Raw genomic sequence first — 23,474 nt, 5'->3', positions numbered from 1 at the left:
AGCACACCCAGACCGCCCGCCGTTATCACACCCATCGAGGTGTTGGCGTTATCTGCCAGCAGCAGCGGCTCTACGCTGTCGAGTGATTCATAGGTTGGCGTGACCGACGTGGAAGCGAGTTCAGCCCCTTCTGCGGTCTGTGGAAAGAGCGCATGTTCCGGTGGGTTGACGCCATCATCGAACACCAGTTCGCTGTGCTGGCCATCGGCGTCGTCGAGGAAGAATTTCTGATAGCGGACAGTCTTGCCGTCGCGCATATGCAGCACCAGATCGTTACCCTGGCGCTCATACTGCGTCACCATGTCGCGGGTGCCGCTGATGCGCACGACGCTGGGCTCGGTGAGGTTAATGGATTGTGACGAACCGCTGACGGACTGCGAGATGAGTGTGCCGTTTTCGCGCGAGATAATGTCTACACGGCCTTGCGTGAGTTCTGCCATTTGTAACCTCTACTCCACCAGATTAGCTAATATACTGAATCCATAAACATAAAATTATTTTATGCTTACAGTGTTCACACATAGTTTCACCTTCTGAAGATCAGAAGATGTCTTAACCTGGTGTATGTCGAAACGGCAAAGCCAAAGCTGGTCGCACGCCCCTAATCAGAGTGGCGAGTGACGCTATTATTGTTAGTTTTACTTGTACAGACTCACGCAAAATGTAACGTTTCTGACAGATTAAGTTTTAGCGTAGCCGTGTTAAAAAACAATTTCAATGTACAGATTTCATTATGGTTTAATCTTCATTACATAAGCCTCACTTGAAAAAAGGTTTTCATAAAATCCGCTTTGCCTTTGTTTTTACATGTCAATTTATTGCTGACTGTTTCCGGAAATGATGCGGAGAGGTTAAAAAACCACCACTACCGGAACATCAGGGCTGTAAAAAAAATTTGTTCATTAAGCGATTCAGCCATCATTTATCAGTGGCCCTGTTCCGATTTTTCAGCAGCAAGTCGTTGAAAAACGACAGTGAAATTTGAGTTAAGTCATTCTGCGGGGCGGTGGTCATGCCAGGAAAGTTCTGGAAAAAATTCGCAGCGCGACAAAAGTCGGTAAACTCCCGGTTTTGTCATTTATGCCATGTTGCAATCCCCTTCCTGATAAGAGGCGCAACGACCACTGACTCACGGCCAGTGCTACACTTTTCCGCTTTACCATTGATGAATCTGACCTATGACCGCACTGGACGCTGCACAACAAAACAAACATCAGAGCCGCCTGAACTGGGGCACGCGCACCATCTTTTTGATCAATGGCTTAGGAATGTCAGCCTGGGCTCCGCTGGTGCCGTTTGCCCGCGATCGTCTGCAGCTCAGCGGCGCATCACTGGGCGCGTTACTGCTCTGTCTGGGTATTGGTTCGCTGGCGGCGATGCCGGTGACCGGCACACTGGTGGCGCGGTTTGGCTGCCGTCGGGTGATGTGCTTCTCTACCCTGTTAGTGCTGATGATGATGCCGCTACTAGCCACGGCTGACTCTCATCTGGTCATGGCGGCTGCGCTGATGCTGTTTGGCGCCGGGCTGGGCATGCTGGATGTGGCGATGAATTATCAGGCGGTTCAGGTTGAGCAGGCGGCGGATAAACCGATGATGTCCGGCTTCCATGGCTTCTTTAGTCTTGGTGGGATTCTGGGTGCGGGCACGGTCAGCCTGTTGCTGAGCCAGTCTTTTTCACCCCTGGCCGCCACGCTGGTGGTAATGGCAGTGATGTTGTTGCTGTTGCTGTGGCGACTGCCGGTCTTAATGAATGAACGCCTGCATCAGCCCGATCAACCCTGGCTGGTGATCCCACGTGGCTGGGTCGCGTTTCTTGGCCTGCTCTGCTTTATTCTGTTCCTGGCGGAAGGGGCCGTGCTGGACTGGGGCGCGCTGCTGTTGCTGCAGAACCCGGAGATGTCACCCGCCTGGGCCGGACTGGGCTATGCGGTCTTTTCCGTGGCGATGACGCTGGGCCGTTTTAGCGGCGATAAGATCATCCAGCGTTTTGGTCGCTACCCGGTGATGCTGACCGGCGCGCTGACCGCCGCCGCGGGCATGAGTCTGGCCGTCTGGCTGCCGTGGCCGGAGATCGCCCTGCTGGCTTTCCTGCTGGTCGGCTTTGGTTTATCTAACACGGTGCCGATGTTGTTCAATGCTGCCGGGAATCAACAGGATATGCCTGCGAACCTGGCGATTTCTGCCATGACAACGCTGGGATATGCGGGTATTCTCTCAGGTCCGGCTTTAATCGGATTCATTTCGCAATGGATCAGCCTCAGCGGCGCATTTTTAGCGATCGCCCTGTTGCTGTTAGCGGTAGCCGCCAGTGCGCGAAAAGTTGCGCAATAATTCAGGTACCTGACACGCTATGTTGTATAAGTTTCCACTGACCTCCGGCAACGTCACCCGCTTTTTTGTGGTTTTCAATCTGGTGCTCCTGCTGGCGCTGGGCTTTATGGTGCATAACTCGGTGAATGCCTGGCTGACCGGGAAGCGCTATGCCATGGACGATCTGGCTCGTGACGTTCAGAAGCGCATTGATGCCTATCGCTTTGCCACCTGGCAGATCTATGAAAACCTCTCTACCAGTGCGGCAGGTGCAACACCCGGCAGTAACCTGCAGGAGACGCGACTGCGTCCCGACGTCTACTACCTGGAAAAAACCCGGCGTAAAACGGAAGCGCTGATTTTCGGCTCACATGACAGCAGCACGCTGGATATGACCATGCGGATGTCGAACTATCTCGACACGCTGTGGGGCGCAGAAAATCCCACCTGGTCGATGTACTTTTTAAATGGTCAGGACAATAGCCTGATTATGATCTCGACCCTGCCGCTGAAAGATATGGCGACGCGTTATAAAGAGAGTGCCATCAGTTCAATGGTTGATGGCCGTCGTGCTGAGATGTTGCAGCAGGCGAATGCGCTCGATGAGCGCGAGAGTTTCTCACCGCTGCGCCACCTCGCCTTCCAGAACGATCACTATTTCACGCTGCGTACCACCTTTAATCAGCCAGGCCATCTGGCCACGGTGGTCGCCTTTGATCTGCCGGTTAACGATATTGTTCCGCAGAACATGCCGCTGGAAAATTTCCAGCTGCGTCAGGACAGCTCAATGCCTGCCAGCAGCAGTGAACAGCAGGAGGTGGAAAATACCCGCATCTCACTGGTTAATCCCAATATCGAGATTACGGCCACTCTGCCCAGCACCTCGCTGCAGCTGGTTTATCAGGTGCCGATTGGCCGTCTGATTATCGACACCCTGCATAATCTGCTCTGGCCGCTGCTGATTAACCTGCTGCTGTTCCTGCTTTCACTGGCGGGTATCGTACTGCTGCGCCAGCAGTCGCTGCGTCCCAGCGAGAACCAGAGCGCTGAACTCGATTCGCTGCGGGTATTAAATGAAGAGATTGTGGCCAGTCTGCCGGTCGGTCTGCTGGTGTATGACTTTGCCAGCAACCGCACCCTGCTGAGCAATAAGATTGCTGAACATCTTTTGCCTCACCTCAATCTGCAGAAGATCATTAATATGTCCGACCAGCATCAGGGCGTGCTGCAGGCCACCATCAATAACGAAGTGTATGAGATTCGCCACGCCCGCAGCGTGCTGTCGCCGCATACCCAGCTGTTTATGATGCGTGACCAGGATCGCGAGCTGCTGGTGAATAAGAAGCTGCAAAAAGCGCAGCAGGTGCTGGATCGTAACCATCAGATGCGACAGCAGCTGCTGCACAATCTGGGCCACGCGCTGAATCAGCCCCTGGAGAAGATGGTGACGCAGCTGGTACAGCTCAGCCAGCGTGATGCCGATGAGACCGTGCTGGATCTGCTCGATGAGAGTCAGGGGCTGGCGCGGCTGGTGGATGATATTGTGCTGCTGAACCGGCTTGAGGCGCACGACTGGTCACCCGATGCGACCGTCTTTAACCTGCAGGAACTGCTGGATGAGATCGCGCTGGAAAGCCTGCCGCTGATGCGCCGCAAAGGGCTGTCGCTGGTGGTGAATAATCACCTGGCTAATGATGAGACGCGCTTTGGCGACCGTCGCGCCCTGCGTAAAGTGCTGACCACGCTGATGCACTACGCCCTGACCACCACCCGCTGGGGGAAAATCACCCTGGAAGTTAAGGCTGCGGACAAGCAGGCCGATAGATTGATTATCGAACTGGTGGATACCGGTGCGGGCCTGACGGTGGATGAACTGGCCAATGTCGACTTCCCGTTCCTGGGTGATACCAGTCAGGATCGCTACGGACAGGCTTCTGGCATGGCGTTCTTCCTCTGTAAGCAGCTCTGCAAGCAGATGGGCGGCAGCCTGGATATCGTGGCAAAAGCGGATATCGGCACGCGCTACAACATGCAGTTGCCGCTGGTGCTGGAGCAGAAGCGCGAAGAAGAAGAGGAAAAAATTCTGGATGGCGTTACCGCGCTGGTGGAGATCACCGTGGAGGACGTGCATAAAATTGTTTGCCGCCATCTGGAAAACTGGGGAGCGCGTTGTCTGACACCCGACGAGCGCATTTCCGGTCAGGATCACGATGTGCTGGTGACCGACGATCCATCAAAGCTTAGCGGCTGGGCACTGCTGCTGGCGGAAGATGAACTGGGGCATCATGCACTGAACGACCAGCAGTATCGGGTCAATTTCAATCTCAGTAATGCGCTGCTGGATGCATTGCTGGCACTGATAGAGAAGCAACTGTCGCATGATGTGATGGATAACGACACGGAAGACGACGCGGCCACGCCATTGATGAGCGGCGGCTATTTCCAGCTGTTTACGGAGACAGTACCGGTTGATGTGAAGAGGCTGTATACTGAGTCGGCGGAAAAGGACTACGCCTCGCTTGCTCAGACAGCGCATCGCCTAAAGGGCGTGTTTGCCATGCTCAATCTGACTCCCGGCAAACAGCTTTGTGAAGAGTTAGAACACCACATTAAAGCGTGTGACGATTCAAACATTACAAATACCACCAGTGATATTGACGCTTACGTCAATCAACTGCTGCAGCAAGGTAACCAATAAGATGAATAACTTAAACGTAATTATTGCCGATGACCATCCAATTGTCCTTTTCGGTATCCGAAAATCTCTGGAACAAATTGAATGGGTTAACGTTGTAGGTGAGTTCGAAGACTCAACAGCACTGATCAATAATCTGTCCAAGCTTGACGCCAACGTCCTGATCACCGACCTCTCTATGCCAGGTGAGAAGTATGGCGATGGTATTACGCTGATTAAATATATTAAACGCCACTACCCGGATCTCTCGATTATTGTTCTGACCATGAACAATAACCCGGCGATTCTGAGTTCAGTGCTTGATCTCGATATCGAAGGGATTGTACTGAAACAGGGCGCGCCAACCGATTTGCCAAAGGCACTGGCTGCACTGCAGAAAGGCAAGAAATATACGCCGGAAAGCGTTGCGAAACTGCTGGAGAAAATCAGCGCGGGTGGTTATGGCGACAAACGCCTGTCACCGAAAGAGAGCGAAGTGCTGCGTCTGTTTGCAGAAGGTTTCCTGGTCACCGAGATTGCCAAGAAGCTGAACCGCAGTATCAAAACCATCAGTAGCCAGAAGAAATCAGCGATGATGAAACTGGGCGTGGATAACGATATCGCACTGCTGAACTACCTGTCGTCTGTCAGCCAGACTCAGGTCGAAAGAGACTAAGTTACTTCCTGAGGCGGTGCAGCCTGCACCGCCTCGCCTCTGCCCTTTCCTGCCCTACCCAATCCGCGTTTTACGTACCCGATCAGCATAGATTGCCAGCGTCACTTTCAGCACATCTAACGTCACCGGTTTCGACAGGCAGTTATCCATGCCCGCATCCATGCAACGCTGTTTCTCTTCCGCCAGCGCATTCGCCGTCACGCCAACTACCGGGAAGAGATGGCCCAGCTGACGCAACCGCTGCGTCAGGCGATAACCATCCATATTCGGCATGTTCACGTCGGTCAGTACGATATCAATCTCATTACGACTCAGTACGTTAAGTGCATCAACGCCATCCTGCGCAGTTTTCACCTGATAGCCCAGCGTACCGAGCTGTTCCGACAGCAGCATGCGGTTAATCGGATGGTCATCGACAATCAACACCATGATGTCATCGTTATGCACTTTCTCTTCTACCGGTGCAGCCAGCAACAGCGCATCTGCGGCGTCGTTGCCGAGTGCGATCCGATAGATGCGCGCCAGCAGCGCCGGAACCTCGTGCAGCGTGGCGGTAGAGTGGATCCAGCGGCCAGGCTGACGTTCACGCGGCATATCCACATGCGATCCATCGAAAGTGACCAGTGCCCGCAACGGAACATCAATATCCAGTTCGTAATCGGTCATCACCACATCGTCATGGCCAGGCTTACCGTTATACTCCCCGACCTGAATGCCCTGCTGCTGAATCTGACGCGTAATAAATTCCGCGAGGTACTCGTTGCGCATCGCCAGCCAGATTTTCTTATCCTGTAAATCCTCCAGCAGCATCAGTGACGGCTTCTGCCCTTTGTAGATTGGAATACGCACAATAAACTGGCTGCCCATACCTGGCTCTGAGTCGACCTCGATGTCGCCATCCATCATATTGATCAGCTTTTCACAGATCGCCAGTCCCAGCCCGGTGCCCTGGAAATTACGCTGCACGCCATTTCCCACCTGGAAGAAAGGATCAAACAGGCGTGGCAGCTCTTTCGCCGGAATGCCAACGCCAGTATCACGGACGCGGAATGCCAGATAGCCCTGCGCAACGTAAGCGTGGAGGATAATACAGCCCGTATGCGTGAACTTAATCGCGTTATTCAGCAGGTTAGAGATCACCTGCTGCAGACGCAGCGGATCGCCGTCCAGCACCTGCGGAACGTCATGTTCTATAAAGCAGTAGAGCGTAAGCCGCTTCTTCACCACCAGCGACAGATAGTTGCCGACGATGTGGGTCACGATTTCACGAGGTGCAAACGGACGCGGCTCAATTTTCAGCTGCTCTGACTCGATTTTTGAGAAGTCGAGAATATCGCTGATGATTTTCAGCAGCAGGCTGGAGGAGTTGTTCATCGCCGTCACCAGCGAGTCGATACCGCTGGGCAGCTCTTTGGTCTGCAGCAGATCGAGATTCCCGATAATGCCATAAAGCGGCGTGCGCAGTTCGTGACTGACCGTGGCAAGGAACATCGATTTTGACTGGCTCGCCTGCTCTGCCGCGTGGGCCATCTCCTGCAGCGACTGCTCCATCCGCACGCGCGCCGAAACATCGACCAGCACGCAAATCGCCACGTTCTCATTACGATAGCGCGAATGCACGAAGCTGATTTGCAGATTGGTATTACTGCCGGTGAGCACATCGACAAAGTTGACCTGCTGCCCGCCAATAATCTCATTCAGCCGCAGGCGATCTTCCTGCGTCAGCAACGTCAGATAATTGTGCGCCAGCTCGTTACTCAGAATATTGGTGCCGTCGCTGGTGCGTAAAATACAGATCCCGACCGGCGCAGAGGCGACAATCTTACGGTTAAACTGCTCATGCTCTTCCAGCCGGTGCGCGTTCTCCTCCGCCGGCAGGAACATCCGGCGCTCAAATAGCCAGGCGAGGGTAAACAGAATGACAGCGCTGAAAATATTGAGCAGCAGCGCATTAATGATCATCAGCTTGAGCTGATCCACCATCACGTCGGTAGATATCGACCACACCACGTTAAGATCGGAAGGCGGCAGCGGCTTTTTCAGAACCAGCTGACGATAACCATTCAGGTATCCGAACCAGGTTTTATCATCAGGAAGACTATCGAGCGAGAAGCCCAGCCCGCCGCGCCGCGAATTTAGCAGTGGACGATAATTTTCATCGGTAATGGACGCGATAATCGGCAGGCTGCCCGGCTGAATAAACTCATCCAGACGGATATTCTGTTCGACGCCAAGCAGCGCCTGTAACTTATTAGCAACGTAGACGGGCACCACCATAAAGAAGGTTCCGACGCCTGGCTGAGCACTGCTGTTAATCCAGTACATCGGATTGCGGCGATCTTCTTCGCTGCTGTTGCGATAGCGCAGCACATTCTCACGCAGCGATTTCAGGCTGCGTTCCCGGTCAGCATTGCTGCTGCCAATCGTGAAGTCGGCCAGACACTGACTCTCGCCACCGATAAAGAACACCCGATTCAGCTCATACGATGAGGCGAAGTTACTTTTCCAGTAATTGATGTAGTAACTGAGTGAATCGAGCGAGTTGCGCCAGGTATTGCTCATCGAGGTACAGTCGCCATCCGAAAACAGGGGCGTAAACTGCGGCTGAGATGTTTTGCCTGGCATCATACCGGTCAGCACATCCAGACCGCTGCTGGCGTTGGTTAAGCGGTTCTCGGTGATATATTTCAGCTCACGCATCATGTCCGCCGAATGACGCACATACCACTGTATGGTGCCGTAGTTGCTGGCAAACTCCTGCCGAACCTGCGTCTCTTTATTGTGCAGCACGCTGATAATGTAAAACGCAGTAAGAACGGCGCCCAGCGTCCAGATTAGCAGCGCCAGCGCGCGGAAAAGATAGCGCGAGATGCGAAGCGTAGTGCGGAAAGAGACAGGATATTTCAAAGGTAACTCGCAGTTGGCAAGGTTAGTCGCATCATCGATTTTTAATGCCCATACACTAGCTTTATCGGGCGTAAAAAGCCAGCCAGCCGCAGGCTTAGCGGGCGGTTTGAGAATCTTTTAAGACAGCCAAAGCAACATCTTTATCTTAGGAAGAAGTCGCCGCCTCTCCCCCTCAAACAAATGCACGCACACATCTCCTTAAAGCGACACCACAACCCCAACAAGAAAGGCCTGCTATGCCCGAAGAGCAAAGCGTCTGGCCCGCGATGGCGTGGCCGATCCGCATGGATGCGGGAACCCTTTGCGATCGGGCACAGCAGTCCTTTCGACGGCTCCCATCTGACTGCCATCAGCCAGCCATTTTCCCGCCCCGCCTCTAAGACCTCAAACAACACGCCCATCCCCTCAAAGCGACACCCAAATCCCACCAAGAAAGGCCTGCTATGCCCGAAGAGCAAAGCGTCTGGCCCGCGATGGCGTGGCCGATCCGCATGGATGCGGGAATCCTTTGCGATCGGGCACAGCAGGCCTTGCGACGGCTCCCGACTCACAGCCACCAGCCACCAGCCACCAGCCACCAGCCATTTTCCCGCCCCGCCTCTAAGACCTCAAACAACACGCCCATCCCATCAAAGCGACATCACAACCCCAACAAGAAAGGCCTGCTATGCCCGAAGAGCAAAGCGTCTGGCCCGCGATGGCGTGGCCGATCCGCATGGATGCGGGAATCCTTTGCGATCGGGCATAGTGGGCCTTTCGGCGGCTCCCAACTCACAGCAACCAGCAACCAGCAACCAGCCCTAAGCTCCCTGCTCCCTCCCCATCACACAAAAAAAACGGCAGGCCGGGTTTCCCCTGACCTGCCGTTTCTGCAACGAACCTCAGCTCACGCCAGACAAATTACTCTTCGTCTTCAGCCGCGTCGTCTTCGTCTTCTGCATCCGCTTCCGGCGCAATCTCTTCATCGTCGTTCTCTGCTTCCGGCGCGATATCTTCCTCGCCTTCCGCCACGCTACCGTCGATTGAATCCAGCTCTTCTTCTTCAACCGGCTCGGCAACACGCTGCAGACCCACGACGTTCTCATCCTCTGCGGTACGAATCAGAATCACACCCTGGGTATTACGACCCACGACGCTCACTTCTGAAACGCGGGTACGCACCAGCGTACCGGCATCGGTGATCATCATAATCTGATCGCCATCAACGACCTGAACGGCGCCAATCACCGGACCATTACGTTCGGTCACTTTGATTGAAATAACACCCTGAGTCGCACGCGACTTGGTCGGGTATTCGCTGTTGGCCGTACGCTTGCCGTAACCATTCTGCGTCACGGTCATAATTGCACCCTCTTCACGCGGCACAATCAATGACACAACGCGATCGCCTTCAGCCAGCCTGATGCCGCGTACGCCAGAGGCGGTACGACCCATCGCACGGACTGCGGTTTCTGCAAAGCGCACCACTTTACCGGCCGCTGAGAACAGCATCGCCTCATCGTTACCGTTGGTCAGCGCCACACCGATCAGCTCATCGTCGTCACGCAGATTCACGGCAATAATGCCCGCGCTGCGTGGACGGCTGAACTCTTTCAGTGCGGTCTTCTTCACGGTACCGAGCGCGGTCGCCATAAAGATATTAAAGCCTTCGGTATACTCACGTACCGGCAGAATCGCCGTAATACGCTCGTTGGCTTCCAGCGGCAGCAGGTTGACGATTGGACGTCCACGTGCGCCACGGCTTGCTTCCGGCAGCTGGTAAACCTTCATCCAGTAGAGACGACCACGGCTGGAGAAGCAAAGAATCGTGTCATGCGTATTGGCGACCAGCAGACGATCAATGAAGTCCTCTTCTTTGATACGTGCGGCTGACTTGCCCTTACCACCACGACGCTGCGCTTCATAGTCGGTCAGCGGCTGATACTTCACATAGCCCTGATGCGACAATGTCACCACAACATCTTCCTGATTGATCAGGTCTTCGATATTAATGTCAGCCGTGTTGGCGGTAATCTCTGTGCGACGCTCATCACCGAACTGATCACGCATCAGCTCCAGCTCTTCGCGGATCACTTCCATCAGACGGTCCGCGTTCGACAGAATGCGCAGCAACTCAGCGATCTGCTCCAGCAGCGCTTTATACTCATCCAGCAGCTTCTCGTGCTCAAGGCCGGTCAGTTTCTGCAGACGCAGATCCAGAATCGCCTGAGCCTGCTGCTCGGTCAGATAGTATTGACCATCACGGATGCCGTATTGTGGATCCAGCCACTCCGGACGCGCGGCGTCATCACCGGCACGTTCCAGCATCGCTGACACGTTACCGAGATCCCACGCCTGCGCAATCAGACCCGCTTTCGCTTCTGCCGGGTTTGGTGCACGACGAATCAGCTCGATGATCGGATCGATATTCGCCAGCGCAATCGCCAGACCTTCCAGGATATGCGCACGATCGCGCGCCTTACGCAGTTCAAAGATAGTACGACGCGTCACAACTTCACGACGATGGCGAACAAAGGCGTCCAGAATCTCCTTCAGCGCCATGATCTTCGGCTGACCCTGATGCAGGGCGACCATGTTGATACCAAACGAGGTCTGCAACTGGGTCAGTGAATAGAGATTATTCAGCACGACTTCGCCGACCGCATCGCGCTTGATCTCAATCACGATACGCATGCCGTCTTTATCAGACTCATCGCGCAGTGCGCTGATGCCTTCGACACGCTTCTCTTTCACCAGCTCCGCAATCTTCTCAATCAGGCGTGCCTTGTTAACCTGATACGGCAGCTCATGAATGATGATGGTCTCGCGGCCCGTTTTAGCATCAGCTTCCACTTCGCCACGCGCACGAATATAAATTTTACCGCGTCCGGTGCGGTACGCTTCTTCGATGCCACGGCGACCATTGATAATAGCGGCGGTCGGGAAATCAGGCCCCGGAATGTGCTCCATCAGCTCTTCAATGCTGATGTCTTCATTTTCAATGTAAGCCAGGCAGCCGTTAATCACTTCACGCAGGTTATGCGGCGGAATGTTGGTTGCCATACCCACGGCGATACCGGAAGAGCCGTTCACCAGCAGGTTAGGAATTTTGGTCGGCAGAACTTCAGGGATCTGCTCAGTGCCGTCGTAGTTCGGTACGAAATCGACGGTCTCTTTTTCCAGGTCAGCTAACAGGTCGTGGGCGATTTTCGACATGCGAATTTCGGTATAACGCATCGCCGCGGCGGAGTCGCCGTCGATGGAACCGAAGTTGCCTTGTCCGTCCACCAGCATGTAACGCAGGGAGAAAGGCTGGGCCATACGTACAATGGTGTCGTAAACGGCGGAATCACCATGCGGGTGATATTTACCGATAACGTCACCGACGACGCGGGCAGATTTTTTATAGGGTTTGTTCCAGTCGTTACCCAGTACACTCATCGCAAAAAGTACGCGACGATGAACCGGCTTCAGGCCATCACGCACATCGGGTAAAGCTCGGCCAACGATGACCGACATGGCGTAACCGAGGTAAGAATTTTTTAATTCTTCTTCGATATTGACCGGTGTAATTTCTCTCGCAAGGTCGCTCATGGAGCCGCTATCCCTCTACTTAATCCCGGATTTTAAAGGTGCGAAAGTATATCACACTGCAATGCTCTGGTGAACGCTAACCACCGATTTCACCCGCTTTTCCTTGCGCCTGAAAGGTGTGCCATCTGCGGTTAAGCGTTTATACTGTGGGCACATTTTGTCAGGAGTTACGATTCAATGAATGCACAACCGCAGAATCATCAGCAGAACGTCGATGCGCAGGAAATTGCCAAGTTTGAGGCCGTTGCCTCGCGCTGGTGGGATCTGGAGGGTGAATTTAAACCGTTGCACCGCATTAACCCGCTGCGCCTGGGCTATATCGCGCAGCATAGCAACGGCTTGTTCGGTAAAACCGTGCTCGACGTCGGATGCGGCGGCGGCATCTTAGCCGAAAGCATGGCGCGCGAAGGCGCCGTGGTCACGGGTCTGGACATGGGCGCGGAACCGCTGGCCGTGGCGCGCCTGCATGCCCTGGAGAGCGGAGTGACGCTGGACTACGTGCAGCAGACCGTTGAAGAGCATGCGGAGCAGCACGCCGGAAAATATGATGTGGTGACCTGCATGGAGATGCTGGAGCACGTGCCGGATCCGCGCTCAGTGGTTCACGCCTGTGCGAAGCTGGTCAAACCCGGCGGCGAAGTCTTTTTCTCTACGCTGAACCGCAATCCAAAAGCCTGGCTGCTGGCGATATTTGGTGCGGAATATGTGTTGCGCATGCTGCCGCGCGGCACCCACGACGTGAAGAAATTTATCCGTCCTTCCGAACTGCTGGGCTGGGTCGATGAAACGGCCCTGCGTGAACGCCACATCATTGGCCTGCACTACAACCCGGTGACTAACCGCTTCAAACTGGCTCCCGGCACTGACGTGAATTATATGGTGCACACCCACCGCGCCGTCTGAGTGACCCGCCCGCCTGAATCAGGGCGGGCATCCCCTCTTCTGCGCCCGTTCTCCCTGTGCCGGTCACAGCACTCACCGCGCCAGAGGCATTCTGATGTCTGCCAATAGGTTACATCAGCCCGGTTCCATCCTCTTCAGCGTTACCGCATCCGATTCTCTGCTGACCAGCAACCCGCTAGCGGCTTTTAGCCATTTTTCATCCCTTTTCCTGCTGAATCCTGAGGATTGAATAAGAAACACGCGCCCGATCATAATAAGAAAAAAAAGTGTGATCTGGTTGACATGATGCCAGGCCTTACAAGGCGTGGGCTAAGAAATTTCGCAAGAATTACAACCCCTCCAGCCATCATTTTTTGCTCTTGTTAAGCGGCCGTAAAATACTAAAATATGCCCCCATGTAGTTATGGCTTTTCCCATCACCCCCTAGATGTAGTGTTTATCCACACATTATTCACAATGAATAGGCTGTGTATAAACCGGGATTTCTTTTAATTTTTGGATACTCACGCAAAGGTAAAAACGCGACATGAACCAGAGTCTGCTCGTTACTAAACGCGATGGCCGCCAGGAGCGCATTGATCTCGACAAAATTCACCGTGTGCTGGACTGGGCAGCTGAAGGGCTGAACAACGTCTCAGTTTCACAGGTTGAGCTGCGCTCTCACATTCAGTTCTATGATGGCATCAGAACCTCTGACATTCATGAGACCATCATCAAGGCCGCAGCAGACCTCATCTCCCGCGATGCCCCTGACTATCAGTACCTGGCTGCCCGCCTGGCGATCTTCCACCTGCGCAAAAAAGCGTATGGTCAGTTTGAACCGCCAAAGCTTTATGACCAGGTCGTTAAGATGGTCGACATGGGCAAATATGATCGCCACCTGCTGGAAGATTACAGCCAGGAAGAGTTTGCGCAGATGGACGAGTTCCTCGACCACTGGCGTGACATGAACTTCTCCTATGCCGCTGTGAAGCAGCTGGAAGGCAAATATCTGGTGCAGAACCGCGTTTCGGGTGAAATCTACGAAAGCGCGCAGTTCCTCTACATACTGGTCGCCGCCTGCCTCTTCTCCGGCTATCCGCGCGACACGCGTATGGATTACATCAAGCGTTTCTATGATGCGATCTCGACGTTTAAAATCTCCCTGCCGACGCCAATCATGTCTGGCGTACGCACCCCAACACGTCAGTTCAGCTCCTGTGTGCTGATCGAATGCGGCGACAGCCTGGACTCCATCAACGCCACCTCCAGCGCGATTGTGAAATATGTCTCTCAGCGTGCCGGCATCGGTATCAACGCCGGTCGTATCCGTGCGCTGGGCAGCCCGATTCGCGGCGGTGAAGCGTTCCATACCGGCTGTATCCCGTTCTACAAGCATTTCCAGACCGCGGTGAAGTCCTGTTCTCAGGGCGGCGTTCGTGGCGGCGCAGCCACCCTGTTCTACCCGATGTGGCATCTGGAAATCGAAAGCCTGCTGGTGCTGAAGAACAACCGTGGTGTTGAAGGCAACCGCGTGCGTCACATGGACTATGGTGTACAGCTCAACAAGCTGATGTATCAGCGCCTGCTGAAAGGCGAAGATATCACCCTGTTCAGCCCGTCTGACGTGCCTGGCCTGTATGACGCATTCTTCGCCAATCAGGATGAGTTTGAGCGCCTCTATACCAAATATGAGCAGGATCAGAGCATCCGCAAGCAGCGGGTTAAAGCGGTCGATCTCTTCTCACTGATGATGCAGGAACGCGCCTCTACCGGCCGTATCTACATTCAGAACGTCGATCACTGCAACACCCACAGCCCGTTTGACCCGAGCATCGCGCCGGTTCGCCAGTCTAACCTCTGCCTGGAAATCGCCCTGCCGACGAAACCGCTGGAAGATGTTAACGACGAAAACGGTGAGATTGCCCTGTGTACGCTCTCTGCGTTCAACCTCGGCGCCATCGAAAGCCTCGACGATCTGGAAGAGCTGGCTACCCTGGCAGTACGCGCGCTTGATGCGCTGCTCGACTATCAGGATTACCCGATTCCGGCTGCCCAGCGTGGCGCGATGGGTCGTCGTACTCTGGGTATCGGCGTCATCAACTACGCATACTATCTGGCGAAGCATGGTGTGCGCTACTCCGATGGCAGCGCCAATGGCCTGACGCACAAAACCTTTGAAGCGATTCAGTATTACCTGCTGAAAGCCTCAAATGAGCTGGCGAAAGAGCAAGGTGCCTGCCCGTGGTTCAATGAAACCACCTATGCGCAGGGCATTCTGCCTATCGACACCTACAAGAAAGATCTGGACGCGATCAGCAACGAACCGCTGCATCTCGACTGGGAAAGCCTGCGTGAAGAGATTAAAACGCACGGCCTGCGCAACTCGACCCTGTCTGCGCTGATGCCGTCTGAAACCTCGTCGCAGATCTCCAATGCCACCAACGGTATTGAGCCTCCGCGCGGTCACATCAGCATCAAAGCGTCGAAAGATGGCATCCTGCGTCAGGTCGTACCGGAGTATGAGCGTCTGAAAGATCAGTACGAACTGCTGTGGGAAATGCCGAACAACGACGGCTACCTGCAACTGGTGGGTCTGATGCAGAAATTCATCGACCAGGCGATTTCGTCCAACACCAACTACGATCCGTCGCGCTTCACCAACGGTAAAGTGCCGATGAAACAGCTGCTGAAAGATCTGCTGACGGCGTATAAGTTCGGCGTGAAAACGCTCTACTATCAAAACACCCGTGACGGTGCTGAAGATGCGCAGGATGACCTGGCACCTTCTATCCAGGATGATGGCTGCGAGAGCGGCGCCTGTAAGATCTAATGGTCAGGCGGGAGAATCTCCCGCCTCATTCATTTCACGAGGCCTGGCTTCGTCTACTTTTGGACAACTTTTATGGCTTACTCCACTTTCTCACAGAACAAAAATGATCAGCTGAAAGAGCCGATGTTTTTCGGTCAGTCCGTAAACGTGGCGCGCTTCGACCAGCAAAAATATGACATCTTTGAAAAGCTGATCGAAAAGCAGCTCTCTTTCTTTTGGCGTCCGGAAGAGGTCGACGTTTCACGCGATCGCATCGATTACCAGGCGCTGCCGGACCATGAAAAACATATCTTTATCAGCAATCTGAAGTATCAGACACTGCTGGATTCGATTCAGGGCCGCAGCCCGAACGTCGCGCTGCTGCCGCTGATCTCGATTCCTGAACTGGAAACCTGGATTGAAACCTGGGCGTTCTCAGAGACGATTCACTCCCGTTCTTACACCCACATCATCCGTAATATCGTTAACGATCCGGCAGTGGTGTTTGACGATATCGTCACCAATGAGCAGATTCTGGCGCGTGCTCAGGATATCTCACGCTATTACGACGATCTGATTGAGATGACCAACTACTGGCATCAGCTGGGTGAAGGCACGCATCAGGTCAACGGCAAACCGGTTGTCGTCAGCCTGCGCGCCCTGAAGAAGCAGCTCTATATCTGCCTGATGAGCGTCAATGCGCTGGAAGCGATCCGTTTCTATGTCAGCTTCGCCTGTTCATTCGCGTTCGCCGAGCGCGAGCTGATGGAAGGCAATGCCAAAATCATCAAGCTGATTGCCCGCGATGAAGCGCTGCACCTGACCGGCACCCAGCACATGCTGAATCTGCTGCGCAGCGGTGAAGACGATCCGGAGATGAAAGAGATTGCGGCAGAGTGCCGTGAAGAGTGCTTCGAGCTGTTTAAGAAAGCAGCGCTGCAGGAGAAAGAGTGGGCAGAATATCTGTTCAGCGGCGGCTCAATGATCGGCCTGAACAAAGATATTCTCTGCCAGTACATTGAGTACATCACCAATATCCGTATGCAGGCTGTCGGCCTTGATTTGCCGTTCCAGACGCGCTCAAACCCAATTCCATGGATTAACTCCTGGCTGGTCTCTGACAACGTTCAGGTTGCGCCGCAGGAAGTGGAAGTGAGCTCCTATCTGGTGGGTCAGATCGATTCTGAAGTAGGCGCTAACGACTTCGACGACTTCCAGCTTTAATTATGAGCCGCGACGTTGTTATTCTGCGCAGTTCCGGCACCCGGCTGGAATGCACAGACGAGCATACCAATCTGCTGACGCTGCTGGAAGCCAACAATCTCTGCGTGGAGTTTCAGTGCCGCGAAGGTTATTGCGGCTCCTGCCGGATGCGGCTGCTGAAAGGCGAAGTGCATTACCCACAGCGGCCGCTGGCCTTTGTGCAGCAGGATGAGATTCTGCCCTGCTGCTGCAAAGCCAAAGGCGAGATTGAGCTGGAGTTATAACTGAGGTGGAATAAGTCTGGCTTGATTTGCTGTGAGATCGAGTCAGCTTAGGGAACACGGTCAGATCGGAAAGACGCAAAAAGCGTCATCCCTGACAGCTCGGCCCGCGCGATTACGCACCTCATCCCTGAGGTGCGCCCGTAGCCGGGCCAACGCGTTGCGTTGTTCAAAAACGCTCCCGGCGTTTTTGTCCCAGGCGCGGGACGCTTTCCTCCTCTGCCCGTGTTCCCTGCGCTTTGAGCTAATTTATTGCTGCGAGAATGACGCTGTATGGGATTAATTCGCAGTCACATACAAGACGGGCGCCTCAGGCGCCCGTTTTATTTTCACTGATATTACTGTCTGACAGTTTCAACCACATCAATCCAGCCGTGACCGGTGCTCACTTCGCTGCCGTGTAACCAGCGGCGCAGCATGTTCATCGCCATCATTGCCACCACCTTCTGCCGCGTCTCCAGATTATGGCGACCGGTACTGAACTTCACGCGCTGACCAAAACTGCCATCCGGTGTATGCAGCGCCACCGAAATCTCTTCCTGCTCCAGGCTGCCAACAGAGAGCGCCAGCGCAGCCTGCTGCTGTGCAGTAAGTTCGCGGGTGCGGATCACCTGCTGCTCCAGCGTCTCCTGCCGGGGTGGAAAGATGTCAGCGCCACGCAGCGGCACGCTGGCGCCAGCCAACTGCCAGTAGAGCAGTCCGGCGGTGTATTGCTCACTGATTGCCAGCTGCTCACCGCGCTGCTCCAGCTCACGTGCCAGCAGCGCCGGTAAGCCTTCGGTGCCTTCGAAAATGGTGCACTCCGCCAGTTGCAGGCGCACCTGCTGCCACACCTGCTCCATCGCCACCCGCTGACTGGCCGGGCCGGTGAGCTTGATCTCAATGATCGGCATGGACGAGCGATATCCCATGACCACGCCTTCCGGCAGCGCCAGCGGCTCCAGTTCGGCGGCAATATCGCTTTCACCGCGACCAAAGGTGGTCAGCCGCAGACAAATCGGTGGCTCGGGGGGTGAAAATTTCGCTTTCAGACGGGGGATGATCTGCTGCTCCACCATCACTTTAAATTCAGACGGCACACCAGGCGTGAAGAACATCCAGCAGCGATTGAGTTGCAGGGCAAAGCCACAGGCGGTACCGACCGGATTATCAATCAGTTCCGCATTGGCCGGGATTTCCGCCTGCTTGCGATTGCTGGCCGCCATCACGCGTCCCCGGCTGGCGAACCAGGCTTCCATCTGTTCCAGCCACTCCTGCTGCACCTCAAGCTCAACGCCACAGGCTCTGGCTGCTGCCAGCGCACTGAGATCGTCACTGGTCGGCCCCAGACCGCCATTCACAATCAGCACATCTGCCTCATGGCTGCGCGCCTGTAGCGTGGCGATTAGCGATTCGAGTGAATCTCCTACCGTGGTACGGCTGGTCATAGGCAACCCTTGCTGGAACAACATATCCGCCAGCCAGGCTGCGTTGGTATCGACGATTTGGCCATGCAGCACCTCATCCCCGGTCGACAGCATCTCTACTCTAATCACGTTGAGTTCTCCTTTTCACGTTTGCTTTACTGTACGAACTCCTCCCGCCAGACACAATCGGCATCACCAGGGATTGTGACCATTGCGTCTCAGGCACGTTGCGCATAAAGATAGCGAGAGTGAAGCAGGAACAAGGGAGGTGAAGGTGTTCAGGGAGTTAAAAACCAATAAAAACGGCGGGGTTACCCCGCCGCTTTTTTACTACAGTTGTCTGCTACAACTGGGTCAGCGAATCGCGATTAACGACGCGCCAGCAGCAGACCAAGTACCAGACCGGCTGTTGCACCGATACCGACACCCTGCCACGGTTTTTCGTGCACGTAGTCGTCTGCACGGTAAGCCGCTTGTTTAGCGCGATAGTAGTAGCTATCGGACGCCTGGCTGACACGGGATTTCACATCGTTCAGCGCCTGTTCGGCTTTGCTCTTAAGCTCAATGTACTTCTGATCGGCCGGATCACCTGATGCCTTAAGAACTTCTTCCAGCGTTTCGGTCAGTAACGCAATATCGTCATCGAGGCCCGTTTCGAATTGATTTGTCTGATTTACCATCGTTTCCTCCGTGTGAATTGCAAAGCAGTTCATTAACTATAGTCATAATCTGGCGCTCTGCAGATTTCCTGCTCCAGGAATCACCTGATTTTTCATCTGTTAATCTTGCTCAGTGCAGGCTGTGCGCCGTTTCGCTACGCAAAGAAGTGTAAGACGCAGCGGCAACCGCGGAATTTCGCTTCGCTTCTTTGATTAATCTGATAAATTTTGTCGTGACTGAATTTTCCAGTAACCCTACTGTCGTACCCCTCTGTTGCCTGTGATTATCGGGCCATGAAAGTGCATTTTGCACGACAGTCACGACACCCTCGAACAGCTAAGGAATAATCTCTGGCATGAATCGAAGAATGTTTATGAAAGCGTCAATGGCCTTCTCCGCCGTCAGCGGCATGACCGGCCTGTCAACGCTGTTTGCGCAATCCGCATGGGCAGAAGATGGCATTGCTGACGGAACCGCCGTACGCTTCGATTTCGACGTATTGAAGAAAAACGCGGCTGCGCTGGCGAAAAAACCCTGGGGCGGAGCACCGGGCGCGCTGCCGGAGACGCTGGCCACATTGACCCCGCAGGCGTACAACGAAATTCAGTATGACGCCAACCACTCACTCTGGAACAACCTGCCCGATCGTCAACTGGACGTTCAGTTCTTCCATGTCGGTATGGGCTTCAAGCGGCGCATCCGTATGTTCTCTGTTGACGGTGAGAGTCGCGAAGCACGCGAAATTCACTTCCGTCCCGAATTGTTCAACTACAACGACGCCAGGGTCGATACGAAGCAGCTGGAGGGCAAAACTGACCTCGGCTTCGCCGGTTTCCGCGCCTTTAAAAAACCGGAACTGGCCCGTCGCGACATCGTCTCCTTCCTTGGCGCAAGCTACTTCCGTGCCGTTGACGATACTTTCCAGTACGGCCTCTCGGCGCGTGGCGTAGCGATCAACACCTTCAGCAATGGCCAGGAAGAGTTTCCCGATTTCACCGCCTTCTGGTTTGAAACGCCAAAAGCGGAAGATACCACCTTTACCTGCTACGCCCTGCTGGATGGTGCCAGCGTCACCGGTGCTTATAAATTCATCATCCATTGCGAAGAGAAACGCGTGGTGATGGAGGTGGAAAACCACCTGTTTGCCCGTAAAGAGATCCGTCAGATTGGCATCTCGCCAATGACCAGCATGTTCAGCTGCGGCACCAACGAACGCCGCATGTGTAACACTTACCATCCGCAGATCCATGACTCCGATCGCCTGGCGATGTGGACCGGTAAAGGTGAATGGATTGCCCGTCCGCTGAATAATCCTCAGCGTCTGCAGTTCAACGCCTATGAAGATGAGAATCCGCGTGGGTTTGGCCTGCTGCAGCTTAATCACGACTTCAAAGATTATCAGGATGTGATTGGCTGGTATGACAAACGTCCCAGCCTGTGGGTTGAGCCGGTCGGTAAGTGGGGCAAAGGCGCGATCAACCTGATGGAGATCCCGACTACGGGTGAAACGCTGGATAACGTGGTCTGCTTCTGGCAACCGGCTGAGCCAATCAAAGCGGGCAGCGAGCTGAACTTCTCCTACAAGCTTTACTGGAGTGGTCTGCCGCCGGTGCGTAGCGGTCTGGCGCGCGTGGATGCAACCCGTACCGGTATCGGTGGTTTCCCGGAAGGGTGGGCACCTGGCGAACACTTCCCGGAAACCTGGTGCCGCCGCTTCGCCATTGATTTTATTGGTGGCGATCTGCAGGCTGCTGCGCCGAAAGGGATTGAGCCGGTGATTACCGTTTCATCCGGTAGCGTGAAGCAGGTTGAGATTCTGTATGTCGATCCGCTTAAGGGCTATCGCATCCTGTTTGACTGGTATCCGAATAGCGATTCCACCGAGCCGGTAGAGATGCGTCTGTTCCTGCGCAGCAAAGATGAGACGCTGAGTGAAACCTGGCTCTATCAATATTTCCCGCCTGCGCCGGATCAGCGTAAATATGTCGATGACCGCCAGATGACGGTGGGTTGATGTAAAAAAGGCGAGGCTCAGGCCTCGCCTTTTTTATGGCGCGTTCTTCAGCATATCGACGTGAGGGATCCCATCTTCCAGGTAGTTCTCCCCCACCGCGACAAAGCCATGCTGCCCATAGAAACCTTCCAGATGCGCCTGCGCGGAGAGAAACAGATCGCGGCCCGGCCAGTGCTGCTGACAACTGTTGATTGCCTGCTCCATCAGACGATTCCCCAGCCGCGCACCACGAACCCGATCTGAAACAATCACCCGTCCGATTTTCACCGGGCTGGTCTCATCCTCCGGGGAGAGTAGTCGCGCATAGGCCACTAGTTGATCATCCGCCATTCCCAACAGATGCCGGTTTTCCGCCTGCAAATCATTGCCATCCACATCAAGGTAAGCGCACTGCTGTTCCACCACAAACACGGCACTGCGCAACGCCAGCAGTGCATATAGCTGTGAGGGGGTCAGTTCGCTATGGTGTTTATCCTGCCAGTTAATGTCCATGGTCTCTCCTTTAAACCACACACTCTACATCAGCGCGGTGTCGCCAGCACCTGCTGGTGACACTATCTTACAGGCAAAAAAATCAGGCCCGGAGGCCTGATTCGTCAGTCGCAGCAACGCGCTTACATCAGCGGCTGAGCCATCTGCACCAGTCTGATCAGCGGCTGCGGGTAAACCCCTAACAGCAGCACCAGAATGGCAGAAATCAGTACTACCACACCACCGGCCGTAAATGCCCAGTTAGCCGGGGTATCACGGGTATGCAGTTCTGGCGGGCTGAGGTAGAGACTCACCGTCACGCGCAGATAGTAGTAGAGGCCAATCGCACTACCCGCGACTACAGCACCGGTCAGCCACCACAGGTGCGCACTGACGCCTGAAGCGATAACGTAGAATTTACCGATAAAGCCCAGCGTCATCGGGATACCCGCCAGTGACAGCATCATCACCGTCATCACCGCTGACAGAATAGGTCGATGCCAGAACAGGCCGCGATAGGAGTAGAGCGAGTCAGCATCCGGGCCACGATACGGGCTGGACATCAGACTTACCACACCAAAGGCACCCAGGCTGCTGAACAGATAACCGGCCAGGTAAACGCCCGACGTTTCCAGCGACAGCTGATGATCTTTCACCGCAATCAGTGCCACCAGCAGATAACCGAGGTGGGCGATAGAGGAGTAACCCAGCAGACGCTTGATGTTGCTCTGCGAAATCGCCATCAGGTTACCGAACAGAATCGACACGAAGGCGATCATGGCCAGCACTGTGCGCACCGCTTCGCTGTCGGTCACCGGCGCATACATAAACAGACGCATGATGACACCGAAGATAGCAATCTTGCTGGCGGTGGCCAGGAAGGTTGAAACCGGCGCAGGCGCACCCTGATAAACATCGGGGGTCCAGAGGTGGAACGGAACCAGTGAGAGCTTAAAGCCCAGACCGATAATCATCATACCCAGACCCACCAGCAGCAACGGCTCGTGGATCATGCTGTCAGTCAGGCTCTGGCCCAGCGCCACAAAGCTCAGGTTACCGGAGTCGGCGTAGATCAGCGCAATACCAAACAGCAGGAACGACGAGGCCGCCGCCGAAAGAATGGTGTACTTCAGTGCGGCTTCCAGTGAACGTTTCTGGCGGAAGGCGTAGCCAATCAGACCAAACAGCGGCAGCGACAGCAGTTCAATACCGATGAACAGCGAAGCCAGATGGTTAGCACTGGCCAGCACGATGCCACCAAGTGCCGCAATCAGCACCAGCAGGTAGAACTCATCTTTGTTGTCCGGGAAGCCCGCCAGCCATGGATAGGCAAAGGTGCAGGTCGCCAGACTCGCCAGCATGACCAGCGCGGTATAGAACATCGAATAGCCATCGACGCGCAGCAGCGGCGTGACATCCATCGCCCCGACCTGACCGACAAAGTAGAGCGAGAGCAGCGCCAGGTTCAGGCCAACTACCGTTAGCGTGGCGTTAACGAAGTGGTTGCGTCGCCAGGCAATGGACAGCATCACAACCACCACCGTCAATCCGACGATTAACAGCGGTAGCAACGCAATCAATTGGTGAGGAGTTATTGTCATGG

The 23,474-nt window shown here is 54.6% G+C and carries 15 protein-coding genes; 8 read left to right on the top strand and 7 right to left on the bottom strand.

Features of this window, described 5'->3' with window-relative positions:
- The coding region (locus tag GVJ63_RS15625) for a BapA prefix-like domain-containing protein (protein ID WP_159227102.1) at positions 1–440 on the bottom strand (440 nt) is incomplete at its 3' end.
- 738 nt (positions 441–1,178) lie between these two features.
- Here GVJ63_RS15625 and GVJ63_RS15620 point away from each other — a divergent pair.
- Genes GVJ63_RS15620 through rcsB form a run of 3 tightly spaced genes read left to right on the top strand, consistent with a single transcriptional unit; the run spans position 1,179 to position 5,662 of the window.
- The gene (locus GVJ63_RS15620) at positions 1,179–2,333 is read left to right on the top strand and encodes an MFS transporter (protein ID WP_022625065.1); all 1,155 of its coding nucleotides are present in this window, start codon (positions 1,179–1,181) and stop codon (positions 2,331–2,333) included.
- 19 nt (positions 2,334–2,352) lie between these two features.
- Positions 2,353–5,010, top strand: coding sequence for a phosphotransferase RcsD (gene rcsD, locus GVJ63_RS15615; protein WP_010248389.1), 2,658 nt, complete (start codon positions 2,353–2,355; stop codon positions 5,008–5,010).
- Between the two features lies 1 nt (position 5,011).
- On the top strand, positions 5,012–5,662 hold the full coding sequence (rcsB, locus tag GVJ63_RS15610) for a response regulator transcription factor RcsB (RefSeq protein ID WP_009089068.1): 651 nt from the start codon (positions 5,012–5,014) through the stop codon (positions 5,660–5,662).
- Between the two features lie 54 nt (positions 5,663–5,716).
- Here the strand turns inward: rcsB and rcsC are convergent, their stop codons facing one another.
- Both rcsC and gyrA read right to left on the bottom strand, forming a co-directional pair.
- On the bottom strand, positions 5,717–8,569 hold the full coding sequence (rcsC, locus tag GVJ63_RS15605) for a two-component system sensor histidine kinase RcsC (RefSeq protein ID WP_159227101.1): 2,853 nt from the start codon (positions 8,567–8,569) through the stop codon (positions 5,717–5,719).
- A gap of 900 nt (positions 8,570–9,469) precedes the next feature.
- Entirely contained in the window at positions 9,470–12,142 is a 2,673-nt protein-coding gene (gene gyrA, locus GVJ63_RS15600; protein ID WP_064690246.1) for a DNA topoisomerase (ATP-hydrolyzing) subunit A, read from the bottom strand.
- A gap of 177 nt (positions 12,143–12,319) precedes the next feature.
- On the opposite strand from gyrA, the gene ubiG reads away from it, so the two are divergent.
- From ubiG to yfaE, 4 genes are all read left to right on the top strand, one after another.
- Positions 12,320–13,045, top strand: a complete 726-nt coding sequence (gene ubiG / locus GVJ63_RS15595; protein WP_010671459.1) for a bifunctional 2-polyprenyl-6-hydroxyphenol methylase/3-demethylubiquinol 3-O-methyltransferase UbiG — start codon at positions 12,320–12,322, stop codon at positions 13,043–13,045.
- A 526-nt stretch (positions 13,046–13,571) separates the two neighbouring features.
- On the top strand, positions 13,572–15,857 hold the full coding sequence (gene nrdA, locus GVJ63_RS15590) for a class 1a ribonucleoside-diphosphate reductase subunit alpha (protein WP_010258098.1): 2,286 nt from the start codon (positions 13,572–13,574) through the stop codon (positions 15,855–15,857).
- A 72-nt stretch (positions 15,858–15,929) separates the two neighbouring features.
- Complete coding sequence (nrdB, locus tag GVJ63_RS15585) at positions 15,930–17,060, top strand: class Ia ribonucleoside-diphosphate reductase subunit beta (RefSeq protein ID WP_010258096.1); 1,131 nt, start codon at positions 15,930–15,932, stop codon at positions 17,058–17,060.
- A gap of 2 nt (positions 17,061–17,062) precedes the next feature.
- Positions 17,063–17,323, top strand: coding sequence for a class I ribonucleotide reductase maintenance protein YfaE (gene yfaE, locus GVJ63_RS15580; RefSeq protein WP_010258095.1), 261 nt, complete (start codon positions 17,063–17,065; stop codon positions 17,321–17,323).
- A gap of 335 nt (positions 17,324–17,658) precedes the next feature.
- On the opposite strand, the gene GVJ63_RS15575 is transcribed toward yfaE, so the two are convergent.
- The gene (locus GVJ63_RS15575; protein ID WP_159227100.1) at positions 17,659–18,855 is read right to left on the bottom strand and encodes a nicotinamide mononucleotide deamidase-related protein YfaY; all 1,197 of its coding nucleotides are present in this window, start codon (positions 18,853–18,855) and stop codon (positions 17,659–17,661) included.
- Positions 18,856–19,094: 239 nt separating this feature from the next.
- Complete coding sequence (gene elaB / locus GVJ63_RS15570; RefSeq protein ID WP_010258091.1) at positions 19,095–19,406, bottom strand: stress response protein ElaB; 312 nt, start codon at positions 19,404–19,406, stop codon at positions 19,095–19,097.
- A 335-nt stretch (positions 19,407–19,741) separates the two neighbouring features.
- Between elaB and GVJ63_RS15565 the strand changes: the two genes are divergently transcribed.
- Positions 19,742–21,400 (top strand): glucan biosynthesis protein D, encoded by a 1,659-nt coding sequence (locus GVJ63_RS15565; protein WP_029519447.1) that lies wholly within the window; start codon positions 19,742–19,744, stop codon positions 21,398–21,400.
- Between the two features lie 33 nt (positions 21,401–21,433).
- On the opposite strand, the gene GVJ63_RS15560 is transcribed toward GVJ63_RS15565, so the two are convergent.
- Positions 21,434–21,892, bottom strand: a complete 459-nt coding sequence (locus GVJ63_RS15560) for a GNAT family N-acetyltransferase (protein WP_033788199.1) — start codon at positions 21,890–21,892, stop codon at positions 21,434–21,436.
- 122 nt (positions 21,893–22,014) lie between these two features.
- Entirely contained in the window at positions 22,015–23,472 is a 1,458-nt protein-coding gene (nuoN, locus tag GVJ63_RS15555) for an NADH-quinone oxidoreductase subunit NuoN (RefSeq protein WP_010258083.1), read from the bottom strand.
- Positions 23,473–23,474 lie beyond the last annotated feature (2 nt).

The organism is Pantoea sp. 18059, from assembly GCF_902706165.1.
In the GTDB taxonomy this organism is placed as follows: domain Bacteria; phylum Pseudomonadota; class Gammaproteobacteria; order Enterobacterales; family Enterobacteriaceae; genus Pantoea; species Pantoea agglomerans.
This window is presented reverse-complemented; position numbering and strand designations above follow the sequence as displayed.